The organism is Methylobrevis albus (assembly GCF_015904235.1).
In the GTDB taxonomy this organism is placed as follows: Bacteria; Pseudomonadota; Alphaproteobacteria; order Rhizobiales; family Pleomorphomonadaceae; genus Methylobrevis_A; species Methylobrevis_A albus.
In genome coordinates this window covers 1-16,284 of record NZ_JADZLT010000048.1, presented here as the reverse complement: position 1 = coordinate 16,284, position 16,284 = coordinate 1, and the positions used below count along the sequence as shown (strand labels likewise).

Below are 16,284 nucleotides of genomic sequence, written 5' to 3'. Positions count from 1 at the left end.
CTTCGCGCGCTGCGCGTCGGCTCACTTCTCCGGGAACGTCTTCAGGTACGCGATGATGTCGGCGATCTCGTCGTCCTTCTTCAGGCCGGCGAACGCCATCTTGGTGCCCTTCGCGAATTCCTTGGGGTTCTTCAGCCAGGCGGCGAGGTTCTCGTCGTTCCAGGTCTCGCCCGCATCACCCTTTTCGACCAGCGCCGGGGAGAACTTGTAGTCCTCCGGGTGCTTGCCGATGACGGAGCCGAGCAGGCCGTTGAGGACCGGGCCGACCTTGTTCTTGGCATCGGGGCCGACCGCATGGCAGGCCGCGCACTTCCGGAATGCCTTCTCGCCCGCTGCAGCATCACCCTCGGCATGCGCGCCGGCCGCGGACAGAGCGAGGACGGCGGCGGCCAGTACCAGACTTGTCTTCATCATGGGTTTCCTTGTCGTTCCTCAACCTAGATGTCAGCGAGCGGAAGGAGCGGAGCCGCCTCGCGTCTGCCGTTATCGTCGCGCCCTCGGCGAGGGTGGCCGACGCCGGCAGCTTTATGACGTTTCGCCTGAACGGCCACTGAATGGCAAGCACTCTGGAGGCGTTCCAAGGACGAAACTCGCTCAAAAAATAGGGCCTCCGGGAAAAGAAGACAAAGCCAAACCGTCGGTGCGGCAATGGGTCCGGGGAAAGGGGGCGACAGCGACGTCGCGGCTACCCATATGCGGCGGATCATGTATGAGGTGAGCCGGACGAAGCCGGCGGCACGGGTCCGCCCAGCGCCGCGCGGCATCGCCGCAGGCGGCATAGCGGAGCGGACGAATGGCAGGCGTGACGAAAGACGACATCCTCGGCAAGCTGCGCAGCGTGCCCGCGCCGGACGGCGCCGGCGACATCGTCGGCCGCAACCTCGTGTCGGAAATCTTCATCTCCGGCGGCAAGGTGATGTTCTCGATTACCGTGCCGTCCGAGCGGGCGCACCAGCTCGAGCCGCTGCGTGTCGCCGCCGAACGCGCCGTCGCCGCGCTGCCCGGCGTCGACAAGGCGACGGTGATGCTCACAGCCGATCGCCGCCCCGGCGAGGGCGCTCCGCCGCCGCGCCCGCCCGCCGCCGGGCGTCCCCCCCATGATCACCAGCACGGGCATCAGCACGGCCCGGGCCATTCGCACGGGCCGGCCGGCGCTGCCCCCGCCGCGCCGCAGAAGCCGGGAGTGCCCGGCGTCGCCACCATCATCGCGGTCGCCTCGGGCAAGGGCGGTGTCGGCAAGTCGACCACCGCCGTCAACCTCGCCCTTGGCCTGAAGCGCCTCGGCCTGCGCACCGGCATCCTCGACGCCGACATCTACGGCCCGTCGCTGCCGCGCCTGCTCGGCCTCTCGGGCCGCCCGGAGACGATCGGCGGCAAGACGATCAAGCCGATGGAGGGCTTCGGCCTCAAGGCGATGTCGATGGGCTTCCTCGTCGAGGAAGAGACGCCGATGATCTGGCGCGGCCCGATGGTGATGTCGGCGATCACCCAGATGCTGCGCGAGGTCGCCTGGGGCGAGCTCGACGTGCTGGTGGTCGACCTGCCGCCCGGCACCGGCGACGCCCAGCTCACCATGGCGCAGCAGGTGCCGCTCGCCGGCGCGGTGATCGTCTCGACGCCGCAGGATCTCGCCCTGATCGACGCCCGCAAGGGCCTCAACATGTTCCGCAAGGTCGACGTGCCGGTGCTCGGCATCGTCGAGAACATGAGCTTCTTCGTCTGTCCGAACTGCGGCACCAGCCACGACATCTTCGGCCACGGCGGCGCGCGGCGCGAGGCCGAGCGCCTCGGCGTGCCGTTCCTCGGCGAGGTGCCGCTGCACATCGCGATCCGCGAGACCTCGGACGCCGGCCGGCCGGTGGTGGAATCCGAGCCGGACGGCGTGCATGCCGGGATTTACGAGAAGATCGCCCGCGCGGTCTGGGCGCGCGTCGCCGAAGTCCGCGGCCTCGCCCGCCCGGCGCCGAAGATCGTCATCGAATGACGCGCCGGCGGCCGGTCGGCCGCCGAAATCAACCGTCGTTGGCGGAGTTGAGATCCTCGGGCCGGATGCCTTCGTCGGCGGAAGCCTGCGGCCGGGCGAAGCGCACGCCCTCGCCGTAGCCATCGACGGGCAGCAGCAGGATTCCCGCGGCCTCCAGGGCCCGCCGGATCGCCGCTCCGGCGGGGTCCGACGGCGCGACGCCGCGGTCCTCGAAGGCGGCGATCTCGCTGCCGTCGATCCGCGCGGTCTCGGCGAGCTTGCGCCGGGACCAGCCGAGCAGCCCGCGGGCCGCCCGAAGTTGTGCCGCGCTGATCGTCATGGTGCCGTTCTCCTGCATCCTGTCGTCCCCTGCCATTGTGACCCGGCCGCCCGGGACAAGCGAGCGCAACCTGATGCGCCGACCCGCCGTCGCGGCGGCGTCCGCATGCGTCAAAAAATGTAACCATCTGTTGCGGGCCGGGTTCCGGCCTTTTCTCCGCCAATTTCTCGGGCAGACATGGCGTCCAGTGAGGGCAGGCGGCCACGAGCCGCCACCCGCGGCTCGAGGGATCGGACGGGATCATGCGACGCACCATCGGATCGACGCTGGCAATCGGGCTCTTCATCGCGCTGATCGCGCCGGTGTTCGGCCCCCGCGACACCCCGCAGCGGTCCGCCGTGACGGTCGAGACGCGCAGCAACCCGGCGGCGGGCGCGATGGTCGAGGTCCGGGCGGATCTCGACACACCGGCCCCCGTGCACCGGCGCGACGAGACGGCGCGCGCGCCGCTCTCGGAAGCGGCGCTGGGCATCGGCGACTATGCGCGCCCTGCCCGCACCGGCATGTCTGACGTTCACCCCGAGCCGCAACCGCGGCCGGAGGCGCCGGCGACAAGCGCGGTGGCCGCGCGGCCGGCACCGGTTCCCCCCACACGTCCCGCCCCGCCGCTGCCGCTCGTCGCCGTCTACGCCGACGCGGCACCGCCGGCGTTCGACGCCTTGTTCACCGTGGAGCCGATCCCGGTCGCGGAGGCGGTCGCCGAGCCCGCCTCGCTGGTTTCGCGCGCGGGCGACGCCCTGCGCTCAGGCAAGCGCGCGGTGGTCGGCGGCACCGTCGACCTCGCCCGCGCCGCCGCCGATGCCTCGCTCGGCGCGATCTCGACCATCTGGGAATGACGCACCGCCGGCGGCCCGGTCAGGGCCCCGCGTCGATCGGCAACGTCACCGCCATGCGTGTCTCGGCGCCGTCGGTGTCGCGGGCGACGAGCGCGAAGGTCGCCGAGCGGGTCTGGCGCGGCGTGCCGACGATCTCGGAAAAGCCCGAGCCGAGGTCGCGGAAGCTGAGGCCGGCCGGCAGGTCGCCGACCAGCGCCACCTTCAGCCGGCCCGTTTCGATGCCGTCGGTGAAACCGGGCAGGGCGGCCCGGTACGGCTGGTCGACAGTGGCGGTCGGCAGCGTCAGCGCCGGGTAGGGCGCGCGCGGCGGCGTCGCGGGCCTGAGCGCCGCGCCGATCGGCGGCGTCACGGTGACGGTCGGCGGGGCCGGTACGGCGACAGGCCTCGCGGGCTCGGCGACCGCCGCCGGCGGGGCGGGGGGCTCGGCGATCTCCGCCGCCGGCGGAGGCAGGCTTGGTGGCGACAGGGTGGCAGGCGCTGCCACCTCGGGGCGCGTTGCGGGGGCCGGGGCGGTCGGCGCGGTGACGACCACCGGCGGCGGCAGCACTTGCGGCGCCGGGGCCTGCGGCGCGGCCGGCGTGACGGCAGCGATCGGCGGCGGTGCCGGAGGCGGCGCTTCCGCCTCGCCGCCGCGCAGCAGCAGCGCCGCCGCACCACCCAGCACGACCACGCCGGCGAGCCCCGCGAGCCCGAGGCGCAGCATCGGCGATCGGGCCGGCGGCGCGGCCGTCGTGACGGCGGGCGCCTTGCCCGGGCGGCGGGTCGGTGCCGCCGCGGCGACCACGGGCGCCGGCGCGACGAAGCCGGCCACCTCCGCCATCGTCGGCCGGTCGTCGGGCAGCGGCTGAAGCATCGCGGTGATCAGCCCGGCGAGCTCCGGCGCGATGCCGGCGAGATCCGGCACCGTGCGCCGCTTCTCGATGATCGCCGCCTGGCTGCCGCTCATGTCGAGCGGCCGGCCGAGCGCCGCCTCGGCGAGCAGCAGGCCGAAGCTGTAGACGTCCGACTTCGCCGTCACGCTGCCGCCGGCGAGGCCGAGCTGTTCCGGCGAAACGTAGTTGTATTTCCCTGCAAATCCGCCGCCGATGATCGTGCCGTTGCCGTCGAAGGCGCTGCGGGCGATGCCGAAATCGATCAGCTTCGCCGCCGCGACGTCGCCGCCGGGCAGCAGCACGTTGTCGGGCGCGATGTCACGGTGCACGACGCCGTGCTGGTGCGTCAGCGCCAGCGCCGAGGCGAGCCGCCGGCGCAACAAGCCGAGTTCGTCCGCCGACAGCGGCCCGTGCCGCAGCCGCTCCGACAGCGGCGGCCCGTCGACATATTCCATCGCGAGATAGGCGCGGCCGAGCGACGGCTCGATCGAGAACACATAGGTGCGCACGATCGCCTCGTGCGCCAGCCGGTGCAGCACCGAGGCTTCACGCCGGAACAGGCCGATCGCGTCGGTATTGCTGGAGAGCCAGGGCTGCAGCAGCTTGATCGCCACCGGATCGTCGGTCTGCACGTTGTGGCCGCGATAGACCTCGCCCATGCCGCCCTCGGCGATGAGGTCGTCGATCGCATAGATGCCGTTGAGCAGCGTGCCGCGCGGCACGCGAAGGGTCGCCGTCGCCTCGGGTGGCGCCCCGCCGCCTCCCGTCCCGTTCGTCGCCCCGGGCCTGCCACCGATCGCCGTCCCGGCCTCGTCGCCGTCCATTCACGCCTCGTTCCGAACCGGTCGGACAACTGCCGTCCGCGCATCCCGTAAAGCGACGATAGCACGACGCCGCCGGCCCGTGTCGCCCCGGCCCGGGCAACGCCTACTCTAGCGCCGAAAGCATCGACCGGGGAGGATATTGGCCGCGCCGAGATCGATGCAAATTTGTCGGATATGTGCTGAAATCGAAATCCAGCGGCAGCAGCCAGATCCGGAAAACGGACGGCACGCGCCGATCGCGGGGGATACGCTGAAGATGTGGAGTTTCGGACACCGAACCGGCCGCGCACGGCGCTCGGTCATTCGCCGGCTCGGCGCGGCCCTCGCGCTCGTCGCGGGCTTCGCTGCAGGCCCCGCCGCCGCCGCGACCGACTGGCTGCTCGTGCCGGATTCGTCGACGCTGACCTACCAGTCGATCAAGAAGAACTCGATCGTCGAGACCAACGCGGTCCGGAACCTCAGCGGGATCGTCACCGCCGGCGGCGAGGCGCTCGTCACGATCGACCTCAACTCCGTCGATACCGGCGTCGACATCCGCAACGTCCGCATGCGCTTTCTGTTCTTCGAAACGTTCAAGTTCCCCGCCGCGAGCCTCACCGCCCGCATCGACCCGGCCGTCTTCGCCGACCTCAAGACGAAGCGCCGCCTGACGATGCCGCTGCCGTTCCGCCTCAACCTGCACGGCGTCGAGAAGGACCTCACCGCCGACGTCGTGGTGACGATGGTCACCGATACGATGGTCTCCGTCGCCTCGCGCGCGCCGGTTTCGGTCGCGGTCGCCGACTTCGACCTGCTGCCGGGCCTCGAGAAGCTCAAAGAGGCCGCCGAGGTCGACAGCATCGTGCCGTCGGCGTCCGTGTCGTTCGACCTGATCTTCGCCGCCGACGACGGCACCGCGCCGCCCGCCGTCGCCGCCGCTCCCTCGTCGGCCCCTGGCGCCGCGACGCCGGCCCCGGCCGCCTCGATCGCCGCCGCGGCCCCCGCCGCCGCGGCTGCCGCCCCCGCCGTCGCCGGACCCGTCGTCACCGACGCGGCGCGCGCCGATTTCAGCGATGAGGAATGCCTCAACCGCTTCGAGGTGCTGTCGCGCACCGGCGCGGTCTATTTCGCCACGGCGAGCGCCAGGCTCGACCCCGAAAGCGGCCCGCTGCTGCGCCAGGTGCTCGACGTCGTCGGCAAATGCCCGCGCCTCGGCGTCGAGGTGGCCGGCCACACCGATTCGGACGGCCCGGCCGACGAGAACCAGCGCCTGTCGGAACGCCGCGCCGCCGCCGTCGCGGATTTCCTCGCCACCGCCGGGGTGCCGTCCGGCCAGGTCAGCGTCGCCGGCTACGGCGAAACCCGCCCGATCGCCGGCAACGACAGCGCCCGCGGCAAGGCGCTCAACCGCCGGATCGAGTTCGTCGCGCGCCCGCTCGGCAACTGACGATCGAAACGGGCCGAGGCTCCCCGCCAGAAGGCGGCCGACGAGGATGATGGGACCGATGCATGTGATGGCAAGACTGCTCGGGCGGCTCGCGCTCGCCGCCCTGATCCTCGCCGCCGCCGGCGCCGCGGCGCATGCCGACCGCCGCGTCGCGCTGGTGCTCGCCAACGGCGCCTACGTCAACGCCCCGCCGCTCGTCAACGCGGTGCGCGACGGCGAGGCGATCCGCGACGTGCTGACGGGGCTCGATTTCGAGGTGATCGCCGGCTTCGACCTCACCAAGGCCGAGACCCAGGCGATGATCGCCGACTACGCCACCTCGGTGCGCGGCGCCGACGTCGCGCTGTTCTTCTATGCCGGCCACGGCATGCAGGCGGGCGGCGCCAACTACCTCGTCCCCGTCGACGCCGCCCTCGAGGACGACATCTCGCTCGATTTCGAGACCGTGGCGGTCGACTTCGTGCTCCGGCAGATGTCGCGCGACACCGGCGTCCGCCTCGTCTTCCTCGACGCCTGCCGCGACAATCCGCTCGCCGCCGCCTTCGCCGAGCGCAGCGCCTTGCCCGCGCAGAGCGGCCTTGCCGAGATCCGCGTCGAGGGCGCCGGCACCGACACGCTGATCGCGTTTGCCACCAGCCCCGACGCGGTCGCCTTCGATGGCGCCGGCGCCAACTCGCCGTTCTCCGCCGCCCTCGTCGACCATCTCGCCGCGGCGAACACCCCGCTCACCACGGTGATGACCCGCGTCACCGGCGACGTCTACCGCGCCACCGGCGGCGCCCAGCGCCCGTGGATCAACGCCTCGCTCACCGGCGAAATCGTGCTGAACCCCGCCGACGCCGCCGACCGCGTCGCCGCCGCACTCCCCGGTGCCAATCCCCCGGGCGCCGACACCCCGCCGGCGGGCGAGACCCGCGCCGCCGCGACCGACCCCGCCGCCAGCGTCCCGGGCCTTGCGGGCAGCGGCCCGGTATTCTTCGACGCCCCGGTCCTCTTCGGCGACCCGACCATCGACGGCATGAGCCTCAGCCAGCTCATCGAGGGCAAGCCGCTCTACAGCCCGGTCGAGGGCCTGCCGCGCGAATACTGGGACGCCCAGTGCTCCTCCTGCCACCAATGGACCCGCGACCGCCTCTGCGTCCAGGGCCGCACCTACCAGACCGCCGGGGAGAACGTGCTGCGGCTGGAGCACCCGTATGGGGCGAGGTTCAAGGTGGCGCTGGGGGAGTGGGCGCGGAATGAGTGCAGGTGAGGTAGGGACTGAAATGGCCGGACTGAACGCGATTCTAGAGCCCACTGCAACTTCAAGGGTTCCGGTATCTCCTCAATGCCTGAGCCCAATCTGCGATATGCTGGCCACATCAGATGGTAAGGTGTTCTGAGTGCGCAAAGGCGCGAATCGCTTCGATGTAAGTTCCAATGTCTCTACTTGCTGCAACGCAGATATCAAAGCCAGCCGATGAGCAGGCCTTTGAACGAGCTTCAGTCGTCTTATGGCGCTGTCTGCTCAATGATCCTTCCGTCCAACGGAACGGCCGACGGGGGCAGAGGCAGAACGGCGTCGATCTTTCAGGCATACGAGACGGCGATACGAATTGGCATGTAGGAGTTCAGTGTAAACTTAAGACAGAAGGGCATACGCTTTCGAAAGACGAAGTTGTTGGTGAGGTAAAAAAAGCGCTGACCTTTAAGCCTATGCTTAGGGAATTTTACATCACTACAACCGCTCCGGATGACGTCGTGATGCAAGAGCTTGCGCGATTGATCACGAGCGAGCTTGCGACAGAAGGCAAGAGAATGCGTGTTTCAGTGTGGGGCTGGAACACACTGGAGGAGAGAATTAGCGAATACGCCGCAGCGCGCAAAGAATTTGATCCAACTTTCACAATGTTTGGGGAAGAAATATTAGCAGAGACCAAATCGATTTCTTCGAGCGTCGCCGTTGGATTTTCTACAGTTATAGAGATGATTGCCCATAGTGACAGGCGGTACGCTAACCGGCCTGGAGATGGCACCATCGAAGTTAGCGCTCTCGAAGCGCATTTAGATGCGGAGATTGACGAGTACCGTCAGCTAAACGATGCCGGCAAGACGCTGACCGCTATGCCTCTTTTGGAGAGGCTGTTAGCTCGCATTGAAGCTAGCGCATCCGGCCGCATCTTGTTTCGCATCAAGGCGAACATTGGTCACTGCTTGATGGCCCTCAATGAGGACAAGAAAGCAGCCGAAATGTTACTTTCTTCGTACGAGCACGCCCAGGATGAGCCGAAGGCGATCGCCAATAAGGCGTTTGGTCTTCTCCTGCGTGGCGACTGGCAACAACTGATAGCGTTCGGCAAGTCACAACTTGAGATCGATCCGGCGAACGAGTGGCTTGCTGGCTATCTCGTTCAAGCGGCCCGGTTCGACATGACAATAACCGATCCTCTCGGGCTGGTGCCGGAACAACTGCGTCAAACCGCGTCCGTGCAAATTGCATGGGTCGACTTCGTCAGGCGTCGCGGGGCATCTGGAACTTGGTGGGGTCATGCCCGGCGACTCGTTGCCGACTATCCGTCCGAACCCACTGCTGTGCAATTTGCAGCTGAGGCAGATTTCGATGAAATTTTGACAAGCTCCAGCTTCCTGCAGATGCGCGTCCTACATATGACGGAGCGGCAGCGGTTAAGGGCGGCCACTGTGACGCTCAAATCCCAATGGGATCGCGAGCGTGTGAGTGACGGCCCGCTGCGGCCAGAAGACATTGCGCTGTGCGGAAATGTTATCGTCGGCCTGGCTGCACTTGATGAGTTTTCTGAGGCGCGTGATGTCGCCCGCCAAGGTATCGCTCTTGCTCCCGCTGACGCAGATTTACTTATACGGGCAACCGTCGTCGCTATCGAAGCGGGCGACGATGCGTTGGCGAGCGAGCTCCTCCCGAGACTACCCGTTACTCATGATAGCGTAGTTTTGAAGTTTCGCTTTCACGCGGAACGAGCCAACTGGACTGAGGTTGTAGAACTTTTCGCGAATAATGTGCCTCTTATCCCTGCGACTGAGATGCCGATTATAACGGCAACTGCCGAGCTCGCGGCGATCAAAATCCGTGTCGACGATCCGGAAAAGCGCAGGAGTGAGATCGCCGCGGTAGCAGATGCGGCGGCGAATGATGCCCGGGCGAGCATCGTGGTCGCGGACTTCGCGCGACGGGACAAGATGGAGGATATTGCCGACGCCGCATTTGAAGCGGCGCTAGGATTAATTGATGAAAACAGTCACATGGCTGATCGATTGATGGTGGCGCATCACGCCCACTGCCGAGGTGATGCCGCAATCGTCGTCAATTTGCTGGCAGGCAAAATTGCAGAAGATCACGACAGCAGCGAATTGCGAATGCTTGCGCGTGCCTTCGTCAATGACAGTCCAATTCGTCAGCGTGCGCTTTCCTTCTTCAAGCGCCTGCCCCCGGCAGTGGCAAATTTGCCTTATTTCCTGCAAGCTAAAGGCCTACTCCACTTCAATCGCGGTGCTCTGCCCGAAGCAGAAATCGCGTTGCGGGAGGCTGCAACGGTTCAGCCCGATCTCGAAAGTTTTATTGCCTTATTCTCGGTTCTTCACCGCCTTGACCGCGGAGACGAGATGAAGGCAATTGTCGATGATATTGATCTGGAGACGGTCAAAGGAACGCCCAGTCAAAAGATGTATTTGGCTCAGGTCATGAGGATGATTGGCAGGGGCTCTCAGGCGCTCGAGTTTGCTTATAAAGTTCTCCAATCAGCACGAAATGATCATAGGGTCGTCCTTCGATATTTTGGGTTAATTATGGTCGATCCCGAGGAGGACCTTATTCCTTTGGTGGATGCTGTAGCTGTTGATACGTGGGTTCGTCTCGAGAGCGATCGGCAAGAGCGTCACGCTTTTCTTATCGAGGATGGGGTGGATCGTCCGGCGGATGATATTTTGAGCCCCTCTCATCTACTGGCGAAAGCAGCGCTGAATCTTCGAGTCGGTGACGAATTCGAGATGCCCCTCGGGCACGGCGGTACGCGACGGTGGTGCGTCGCCGAGATCAAACATAAGTATCTTCACGCCCTCCACGACGTTATTGACAACTTTGAAAGCCGGTTCCCGAACGCGAAGGGGTTCTATGCAATTCCATTCCAAGACGGTGACATTCAACCAGCGCTCGATCAAGTTCGCCGAGTGGCGGAAGGTAACCGACGGCTTGCCGATCTCTACCTAGTAAATAATATTCCAATAAAATTCGTTGTCGCAAACAGTTCCCGCGACGATATACAGTTCGCAGACTACTTGCGATTTCTTGATTTCAATATCCGATCCTGCACCGGCACCGAGCATGAGCGGTTCGCAGCAACTAAGTTGCTCTATGCCCGTCAATACTCCGGCGCGGTAGTCGATACCTACACGGCTTGGACTTTGGCGACCATGGACGCATTTGATGTGCTTGAATCTGTTTTTGGATTGCTGGTAATTCCCCAAACAACTATCGACGAGATTAAAAATCTTCGGGATGAATATGATGCAAATAATAGACAGTCAGTTTCGCTAACATGGCACAATGGAAAATTTTTTCGTGAAGAACAGACGGCAGAAGATCGATGTGTACGGCGCGATTACATTGTCGATCAGATCAGGAAAATCGAGTCAAAATGTAGTGTTTGCCCGGTCATTGCTCCAGACGAACCCACAGACGTTGCGGCTCTGATTGCAAAAGTGTTCGGCGGTCACGTTTTAGATTCAGCCAATTTGGCAGGGGAAAATTACATCCTTGTTTCAGAAGACATGCACTATCGCCAACTCGCATCAGTCTCATGCGGCGTAAGGGGCGTTTGGCTGCAGGCTGTCTTCTCATTCGCATTCGACAGAGGAATGATCGATCATCGACGCTATGCCGAACTCGTGGCGAAACTTGCCTCTCGACGACATGAGCATTTAGCTTTAGACGCAGATGTTATACTGGCAATTTTTGATGAGGGCTACGAGCGAGACCTCAGTAGCTTTAAAGATGTCGCAAATTTTATCGGGACCCAAAATGCTGAAATAAGATCGCACATCGCCGTTGCAACAGAGGTGATGAATAGAATTTGGAGAAAAAAAGGTCACGCGGATCTTTACTGCATGAAGGCAACAAGCATTCTATTGCGATGCCTTATTCGCTACAGGACAAACGATTGGGCCATCGTATTGGCTTTGGTGCAAAGAAATTCCTTGCCTTATGTTCGAAGCTACATTGTTGATTGGATTAATGGCCACTTTCTACCCGCTGAAGATGTCGCTATTGCGGCTCGGGAAATTGAAAGGCGGTCCAACCAGTCACTAGAATATTTGGATCTCACGGTTCGTCAACAGATCAGTGGATCGATGAAAGCTAAGAGAAAGCGTAGAAAATCAATAAAGTAGTGAAAAGTGATGTCAATGAAAGAACATTTGACGGTCTACTGGAAATTCTGTTCTGACAAAAAATGGTGCCGGCAGAGGGGATCGAACCCCCGACCTTCGGTTTACAAAACCGCTGCACTACCGCTGTGCTATGCCGGCCCGGTGGTGGGATTAGCGTTTTGGCGGTGGAATTTCAACGCGGTTTTGCCGGTCCGCGGGGCCCCGCCCGCCGGCTGACGCCCCGCCCGGGTCAGCGGTTCAGCGCGGTGCGCACCACGTAGAGCGACAGGGCGCAGGCGTTGGAGACGTTGAGGCTCTTGATCGGGCCGGGCATGTCGAGCCGGGCGAGCGCGTCGCAGAGCTGCGCCGTGCGCTGGCGCAGGCCCTTGCCCTCGGCACCCAGCACCAGCACCACCGGCGCCGTGATCGCGACGTCCTCGAGCGGGGTCGGGCCCTCGCTGTCGAGGCCGATCACCATGTAGCCGCCCGACTTCATCTCATCCAGCGCGTCGCCGAGGTTGCGCACCTCGATCATCGGCATCAGGTCGAGCGCGCCCGACGCCGATTTTGCCAGCACGCCGGATTCGGCCGGGCTGTGCCGCGCGGTCGTCATCACCGCGTCGACGCCGAGCGCGGTCGCGGTGCGCAGGATCGCGCCGACGTTGTGCGGGTCGGTGATCTGGTCGAGCGCCAGCACGAGGCGCGCGTCGGGCAGGTCGCGAAAGCCGAGCGGGGCAAGCGGCCGGGTCTCCAGCGCGACGCCCTGGTGCACCGCGTCGGAGCCGAGCAGCTTGTCGAGAGCCGGCGGCGAGGTGTTCTCGGCGGCGAGCGGCAGGCCCTCGGGGAATCGTTCGGCGAGACGCGCCTCGGCATTGCGTGTCGCGAGCAGCTTGATCGCCTTCCGCCGCGGGTTCTTCAGCGCGAGCTCGACCGTGTGCAGGCCGTAGAGATAGAGCGTTTCGCCGGCCGTGCGCTCGCGCTTCGGGCGCGGGCGAAAGCCTTGCGGGGGCGCGGCGCGGCCGGGGCGGGCGCGGGGCGGGCGGGAGTTTTCCTGTGTCATCGCGCCATATAGCGGTGCGCCGCGCCCGCTGCCAAGCGCCGCGGCGGGGAAGTTGCGCGGGGCCGGCGGGATCGGCCGGACAGGGTTGCAGGCAAAGCTAAATCGCCGCCGGGGACGGGTTGACAGGGGGGCGACCCCCCGCCATAACACCGCCCGTCCGGCGGGGCATTGTTTCGCCGGGCAAACTCGGGCCCGCATTCAGGTGCGCCCCGGGCGAGACGTGGGGGAATGTCCCGAGCGGCAAAGGGGGCGGACTGTAAATCCGCTGGCTACGCCTTCGTAGGTTCGAGTCCTACTTCCCCCACCATCTCTCGCCTTTTTATCCAGTCGACACGCCCGATCGTCACCGCCCGCCCGGCGCCGCCTTCAGCGCGGCTTGCCCGTGCGCCACGGCGCGTCGGCCTCCCAGTCTCCCGCCATGATGCAGCCGTGCGGCTCGATCCGGTCAACGACGCGCGCGAGCTTGAACGCCTCGATCTGGCGGATCACCGCCCGGTGGTCCTTGTAGGCGGCGGGCAGTTCCGACGGGTCGAGCCGGCCGCAATAGGAGCGCAGGTCGATGCCGGGCGGCGGCGCCAGCGCGTCCGGGTTGCCGCGCATGAAGGCTTTGCGCCCGATGTTGCGCCCGGCGCCGTGCGGCGCGAAGTCGAGCGCTTCGGCGTTGTCGCCCGGCGCGCAGATCAGGATCGGCGCCGCCATGTTCATCGGGATCAGCGTCAGCTCGGTGTCGCGCTGGTCGCTCGCCCCGTCGCCCCACCAGCCGCGGAACGACGGCGTCGCCCCCTTGGCGTGGTAGTAGAGGCCGTCGGCGCGCTGGAAGACGAAGTTGTGCTCGTTCCAGAACTGGTCCTCGATGCGGTTGCCGAGGGCGCGCGCGATCATCTCGTGGATCGCGAAGTGGCTTGCCTTGGTCCAGCGCCGCACGATCTGCAGCGCCTCCCAGTACGACCGCCCGGCGTCCGAATCGGCCTTCAGCCAGGATTGATGTTCCGGCACGCGGTGCGCGACGATGCCGGTGTGCCGCTTCGCCGCCGCCATGCCGCGCTTGTAGAGCATCGCGCCGGGGCCGCGGCTGCCGTGATGCGTCACGATGGCCCGCTCGCTGGTCTTGCCCAGCGTGCCGACGAACAGGAAGTGGTTGCCGTCGCCCTGGGTGGCGAACTGCGCGTCGGGGTCGATGTCGCGCAGGAACGGGTTCGCCGCAAACGCCGCCGCGATGTCGCGCGGCGCGGGCACGATGTCCTTGCGCCGCCCGGGGCCGAAGTGGGTCAGTTGCTGCGCGACGTCGAGCACGCGCTTCGGGTCGTCGTGGCGCTTCAGCGTGGTGATCGCCACCGAGCAGCAGATGTCGGAGGAATGAAAGCCGGGGTGGATCGCGTCCTCGCAGGCGACGACGCCGCCGACGGGAATGGTGCCGGGCGACACGCCGGACGGGCAGGCGTCGGGCATCACCGCGCCGGCCTTGATCGTCGGCACGCGCATCAGCGCATCCATGTGCGCGATCACCGCGGCCCGGTTCGCCTGCTCCGCCTCGTCGTCGGCGTCGAGGAAGACGCCGAATGGGATCGCGTTGGTGCGGATGGGGATCGGCGCGGCGGCGGTCTCGAGGCTTGCGAGATGCGCCTGGATCGCGCCGTCGTCGTCACCGGCATTGCGCATCGCATTGGCGGCGGCGATCAGGTCGCCGAACCGCCGCGAGGGCTTGAAGCCCCAGGCAATGAGGTCTGCGCCGGTGATTGCGCCGTGCTCCGTCGTCATCTCGTATCGCTTTCCGGGCTGGTCGGTCCCAGGACTGGCAGGTTGCGGGGGCGATGTTGTACGCCTCTGCCGCGCGCCCGCCAAGGGCGCGGGACCGGCGGAACGGCGGCTTTCCGGCGCGCCGGCCGCGGAGGACTTGAAACGTCCCCGCCATATGCTAATACCCGGCGCCATCGGCGATGCGGCGGATCCACGAGGGTCCGCAGCGGCGCCGGCCGGGGCGCGGCGGCGCGAAACCGGCTCGCCAGACGGCGGCGCGCCGCTTATGATCGGTGCGGTCGCGGGTATAGCTCAATGGTAGAGCAGCAGCCTTCCAAGCTGAATACGCGGGTTCGATTCCCGCTACCCGCTCCACGCCCTCCGCATCGCTTGCCCGGCCGCCTCCACCGCGCCTGACCGACGGCCTCGCCGCGGCGCGGCCGCAGGGCTGTCATGCTGGCGTCATCCTCGCCGTTTCATGTCGGCCACCCCACATGGGCCGCCGGGAGCACCCCCGGGCAACGGACTTGCGACGCACGCCACCCCGCGCCGGAATCGGCGCTGGGGACTTGAACCGCGGCGTGAAACAAACTATTCGACCCGCCGGCTGGTCCGGTTACCCGGAATTTTGCGACACTTCGGAAAGAGACGAGACGATGGCCAAGGAAAAATTTGCGCGGACGAAGCCGCACTGCAACATCGGAACGATCGGGCACGTCGACCACGGCAAGACGTCTCTGACGGCCGCGATCACGAAGGTGCTGGCCGAGACGGGTGGCGCGACGTTCAAGGCGTACGACCAGATCGACGCGGCGCCGGAAGAGAAGGCGCGCGGCATCACGATCAACACGGCGCACGTGGAGTACGAGACGGCGAACCGTCACTACGCCCACGTCGACTGCCCGGGCCACGCCGACTACGTGAAGAACATGATCACGGGCGCGGCGCAGATGGACGGCGCGATCCTGGTGTGCTCGGCCGCCGACGGCCCGATGCCGCAGACGCGCGAGCACATCCTGCTCGCCCGCCAGGTCGGCGTGCCGGCGATCGTGGTGTTCCTGAACAAGTGCGACATGGTCGACGATCCCGAGCTGCTGGAGCTCGTCGAGCTCGAGGTGCGCGAGCTGCTGTCGTCCTACGACTTCCCGGGCGACGACATTCCGATCATCAAGGGCTCGGCGCTGGTGGCGCTCGAGAATGGCGATCCGAAGCTCGGCCACGACGCGGTGCTGGAGCTGATGGCGGCGGTCGACGCCTACATCCCGCAGCCCGAGCGCCCGATCGACCAGCCGTTCCTGATGCCGATCGAGGACGTGTTCTCGATCTCGGGCCGCGGCACGGTGGTGACCGGCCGCGTCGAGCGCGGCATCGTGAAGGTGGGTGAGGAAGTCGAGATCGTCGGTATCCGTCCGACGACCAAGACGACGATCACCGGCGTCGAGATGTTCCGCAAGCTGCTCGACCAGGGCCAGGCCGGCGACAACATCGGCGCGCTGCTGCGCGGCACCAAGCGTGAAGACGTCGAGCGCGGGCAGATCCTCTGCAAGCCGGGCTCGGTGACGCCGCACACGACGTTCAAGGCCGAGGCGTACATCCTGACCAAGGAAGAGGGCGGCCGTCACACGCCGTTCTTCACCAACTACCGCCCGCAGTTCTACTTCCGCACCACGGACGTGACGGGGATCGTCACGCTGCCCGAGGGCACGGAAATGGTGATGCCGGGCGACAACGTCGCGATGACCGTCAAGCTGATCGTGCCGATCGCCATGGAGGAGAAGCTCCGCTTCGCCATCCGTGAAGGTGGCCGCACCGTCGGCGCCGGCGTCGTCGCCACGATCATCGAGTAA

General features: G+C 66.1%; 11 protein-coding genes and 3 tRNA genes. 8 read left to right on the top strand and 6 right to left on the bottom strand.

The genetic code is table 11. The annotated features are described in order from the left end of the window. Positions 1-21: 21 nt before the first annotated feature. Positions 22-414 carry a c-type cytochrome gene (locus tag I5731_RS06985; protein WP_197310653.1) on the bottom strand — a complete coding sequence of 131 codons (393 nt, stop codon included), beginning with the start codon at positions 412-414 and terminating at the stop codon, positions 22-24. A gap of 379 nt (positions 415-793) precedes the next feature. Here I5731_RS06985 and I5731_RS06980 point away from each other — a divergent pair, with 379 nt between their 5' ends. Then, positions 794-1,984 carry an Mrp/NBP35 family ATP-binding protein gene (locus tag I5731_RS06980; RefSeq protein ID WP_197310652.1) on the top strand — a complete coding sequence of 397 codons (1,191 nt, stop codon included), beginning with the start codon at positions 794-796 and terminating at the stop codon, positions 1,982-1,984. 28 nt (positions 1,985-2,012) lie between these two features. On the opposite strand, the gene I5731_RS06975 is transcribed toward I5731_RS06980, so the two are convergent. After that, a complete protein-coding gene (locus tag I5731_RS06975; protein ID WP_197310651.1) occupies positions 2,013-2,303 on the bottom strand; it encodes a helix-turn-helix transcriptional regulator in 291 nt (96 codons plus the stop codon). Positions 2,304-2,545: 242 nt separating this feature from the next. On the opposite strand from I5731_RS06975, the gene I5731_RS06970 reads away from it, so the two are divergent. Then, the gene (locus tag I5731_RS06970; RefSeq protein ID WP_197310650.1) at positions 2,546-3,139 is read left to right on the top strand and encodes a hypothetical protein; all 594 of its coding nucleotides are present in this window, start codon (positions 2,546-2,548) and stop codon (positions 3,137-3,139) included. A 19-nt stretch (positions 3,140-3,158) separates the two neighbouring features. On the opposite strand, the gene I5731_RS06965 is transcribed toward I5731_RS06970, so the two are convergent. Then, positions 3,159-4,835 carry a serine/threonine-protein kinase gene (locus I5731_RS06965; protein WP_197310649.1) on the bottom strand — a complete coding sequence of 559 codons (1,677 nt, stop codon included), beginning with the start codon at positions 4,833-4,835 and terminating at the stop codon, positions 3,159-3,161. A 256-nt stretch (positions 4,836-5,091) separates the two neighbouring features. Here I5731_RS06965 and I5731_RS06960 point away from each other — a divergent pair, with 256 nt between their 5' ends. The 3 genes from I5731_RS06960 (at position 5,092) to I5731_RS06950 (ending at position 11,661) form a co-directional block, all read left to right on the top strand. After that, positions 5,092-6,261 (top strand): OmpA family protein, encoded by a 1,170-nt coding sequence (locus tag I5731_RS06960; RefSeq protein ID WP_197310648.1) that lies wholly within the window; start codon positions 5,092-5,094, stop codon positions 6,259-6,261. Positions 6,262-6,328: 67 nt separating this feature from the next. After that, positions 6,329-7,513, top strand: a complete 1,185-nt coding sequence (locus tag I5731_RS06955) for a caspase family protein (RefSeq protein WP_235981610.1) — start codon at positions 6,329-6,331, stop codon at positions 7,511-7,513. A 167-nt stretch (positions 7,514-7,680) separates the two neighbouring features. Then, entirely contained in the window at positions 7,681-11,661 is a 3,981-nt protein-coding gene (locus tag I5731_RS06950; protein ID WP_197310646.1) for a PIN domain-containing protein, read from the top strand. A 63-nt stretch (positions 11,662-11,724) separates the two neighbouring features. On the opposite strand, the gene I5731_RS06945 is transcribed toward I5731_RS06950, so the two are convergent. Continuing rightward, positions 11,725-11,799: transfer RNA gene (locus tag I5731_RS06945), tRNA-Thr, on the bottom strand. 91 nt (positions 11,800-11,890) lie between these two features. Then, entirely contained in the window at positions 11,891-12,700 is an 810-nt protein-coding gene (locus I5731_RS06940; RefSeq protein ID WP_197310645.1) for a TrmH family RNA methyltransferase, read from the bottom strand. A gap of 222 nt (positions 12,701-12,922) precedes the next feature. Between I5731_RS06940 and I5731_RS06935 the strand changes: the two genes are divergently transcribed. Beyond that, positions 12,923-13,007, top strand: a tRNA-Tyr gene (locus tag I5731_RS06935). 59 nt (positions 13,008-13,066) lie between these two features. On the opposite strand, the gene I5731_RS06930 is transcribed toward I5731_RS06935, so the two are convergent. Next, entirely contained in the window at positions 13,067-14,458 is a 1,392-nt protein-coding gene (locus I5731_RS06930; RefSeq protein WP_197310644.1) for an RtcB family protein, read from the bottom strand. Positions 14,459-14,738: 280 nt separating this feature from the next. Here I5731_RS06930 and I5731_RS06925 point away from each other — a divergent pair. Together I5731_RS06925 and tuf are read left to right on the top strand one after the other, a co-directional pair. Next, positions 14,739-14,812, top strand: a tRNA-Gly gene (locus I5731_RS06925). 281 nt (positions 14,813-15,093) lie between these two features. After that, entirely contained in the window at positions 15,094-16,284 is a 1,191-nt protein-coding gene (gene tuf / locus I5731_RS06920; protein ID WP_197309634.1) for an elongation factor Tu, read from the top strand.

Bases quoted from the DNA above. Each gene is read 5' to 3' on its own strand.
- I5731_RS06985 (WP_197310653.1), bottom strand. From the start codon at position 414: ATGATGAAGACAAGTCTGGTACTGGCCGCCGCCGTCCTCGCTCTGTCC.
- I5731_RS06980 (WP_197310652.1), top strand. From the start codon at position 794: ATGGCAGGCGTGACGAAAGACGACATCCTCGGCAAGCTGCGCAGCGTG.
- I5731_RS06975 (WP_197310651.1), bottom strand. From the start codon at position 2,303: ATGACGATCAGCGCGGCACAACTTCGGGCGGCCCGCGGGCTGCTCGGC.
- I5731_RS06970 (WP_197310650.1), top strand. From the start codon at position 2,546: ATGCGACGCACCATCGGATCGACGCTGGCAATCGGGCTCTTCATCGCG.
- I5731_RS06965 (WP_197310649.1), bottom strand. From the start codon at position 4,835: ATGGACGGCGACGAGGCCGGGACGGCGATCGGTGGCAGGCCCGGGGCG.
- I5731_RS06960 (WP_197310648.1), top strand. From the start codon at position 5,092: ATGTGGAGTTTCGGACACCGAACCGGCCGCGCACGGCGCTCGGTCATT.
- I5731_RS06955 (WP_235981610.1), top strand. From the start codon at position 6,329: ATGGCAAGACTGCTCGGGCGGCTCGCGCTCGCCGCCCTGATCCTCGCC.
- I5731_RS06950 (WP_197310646.1), top strand. From the start codon at position 7,681: ATGTCTCTACTTGCTGCAACGCAGATATCAAAGCCAGCCGATGAGCAG.
- I5731_RS06940 (WP_197310645.1), bottom strand. From the start codon at position 12,700: ATGACACAGGAAAACTCCCGCCCGCCCCGCGCCCGCCCCGGCCGCGCC.
- I5731_RS06930 (WP_197310644.1), bottom strand. From the start codon at position 14,458: ATGACGACGGAGCACGGCGCAATCACCGGCGCAGACCTCATTGCCTGG.
- tuf (WP_197309634.1), top strand. From the start codon at position 15,094: ATGGCCAAGGAAAAATTTGCGCGGACGAAGCCGCACTGCAACATCGGA.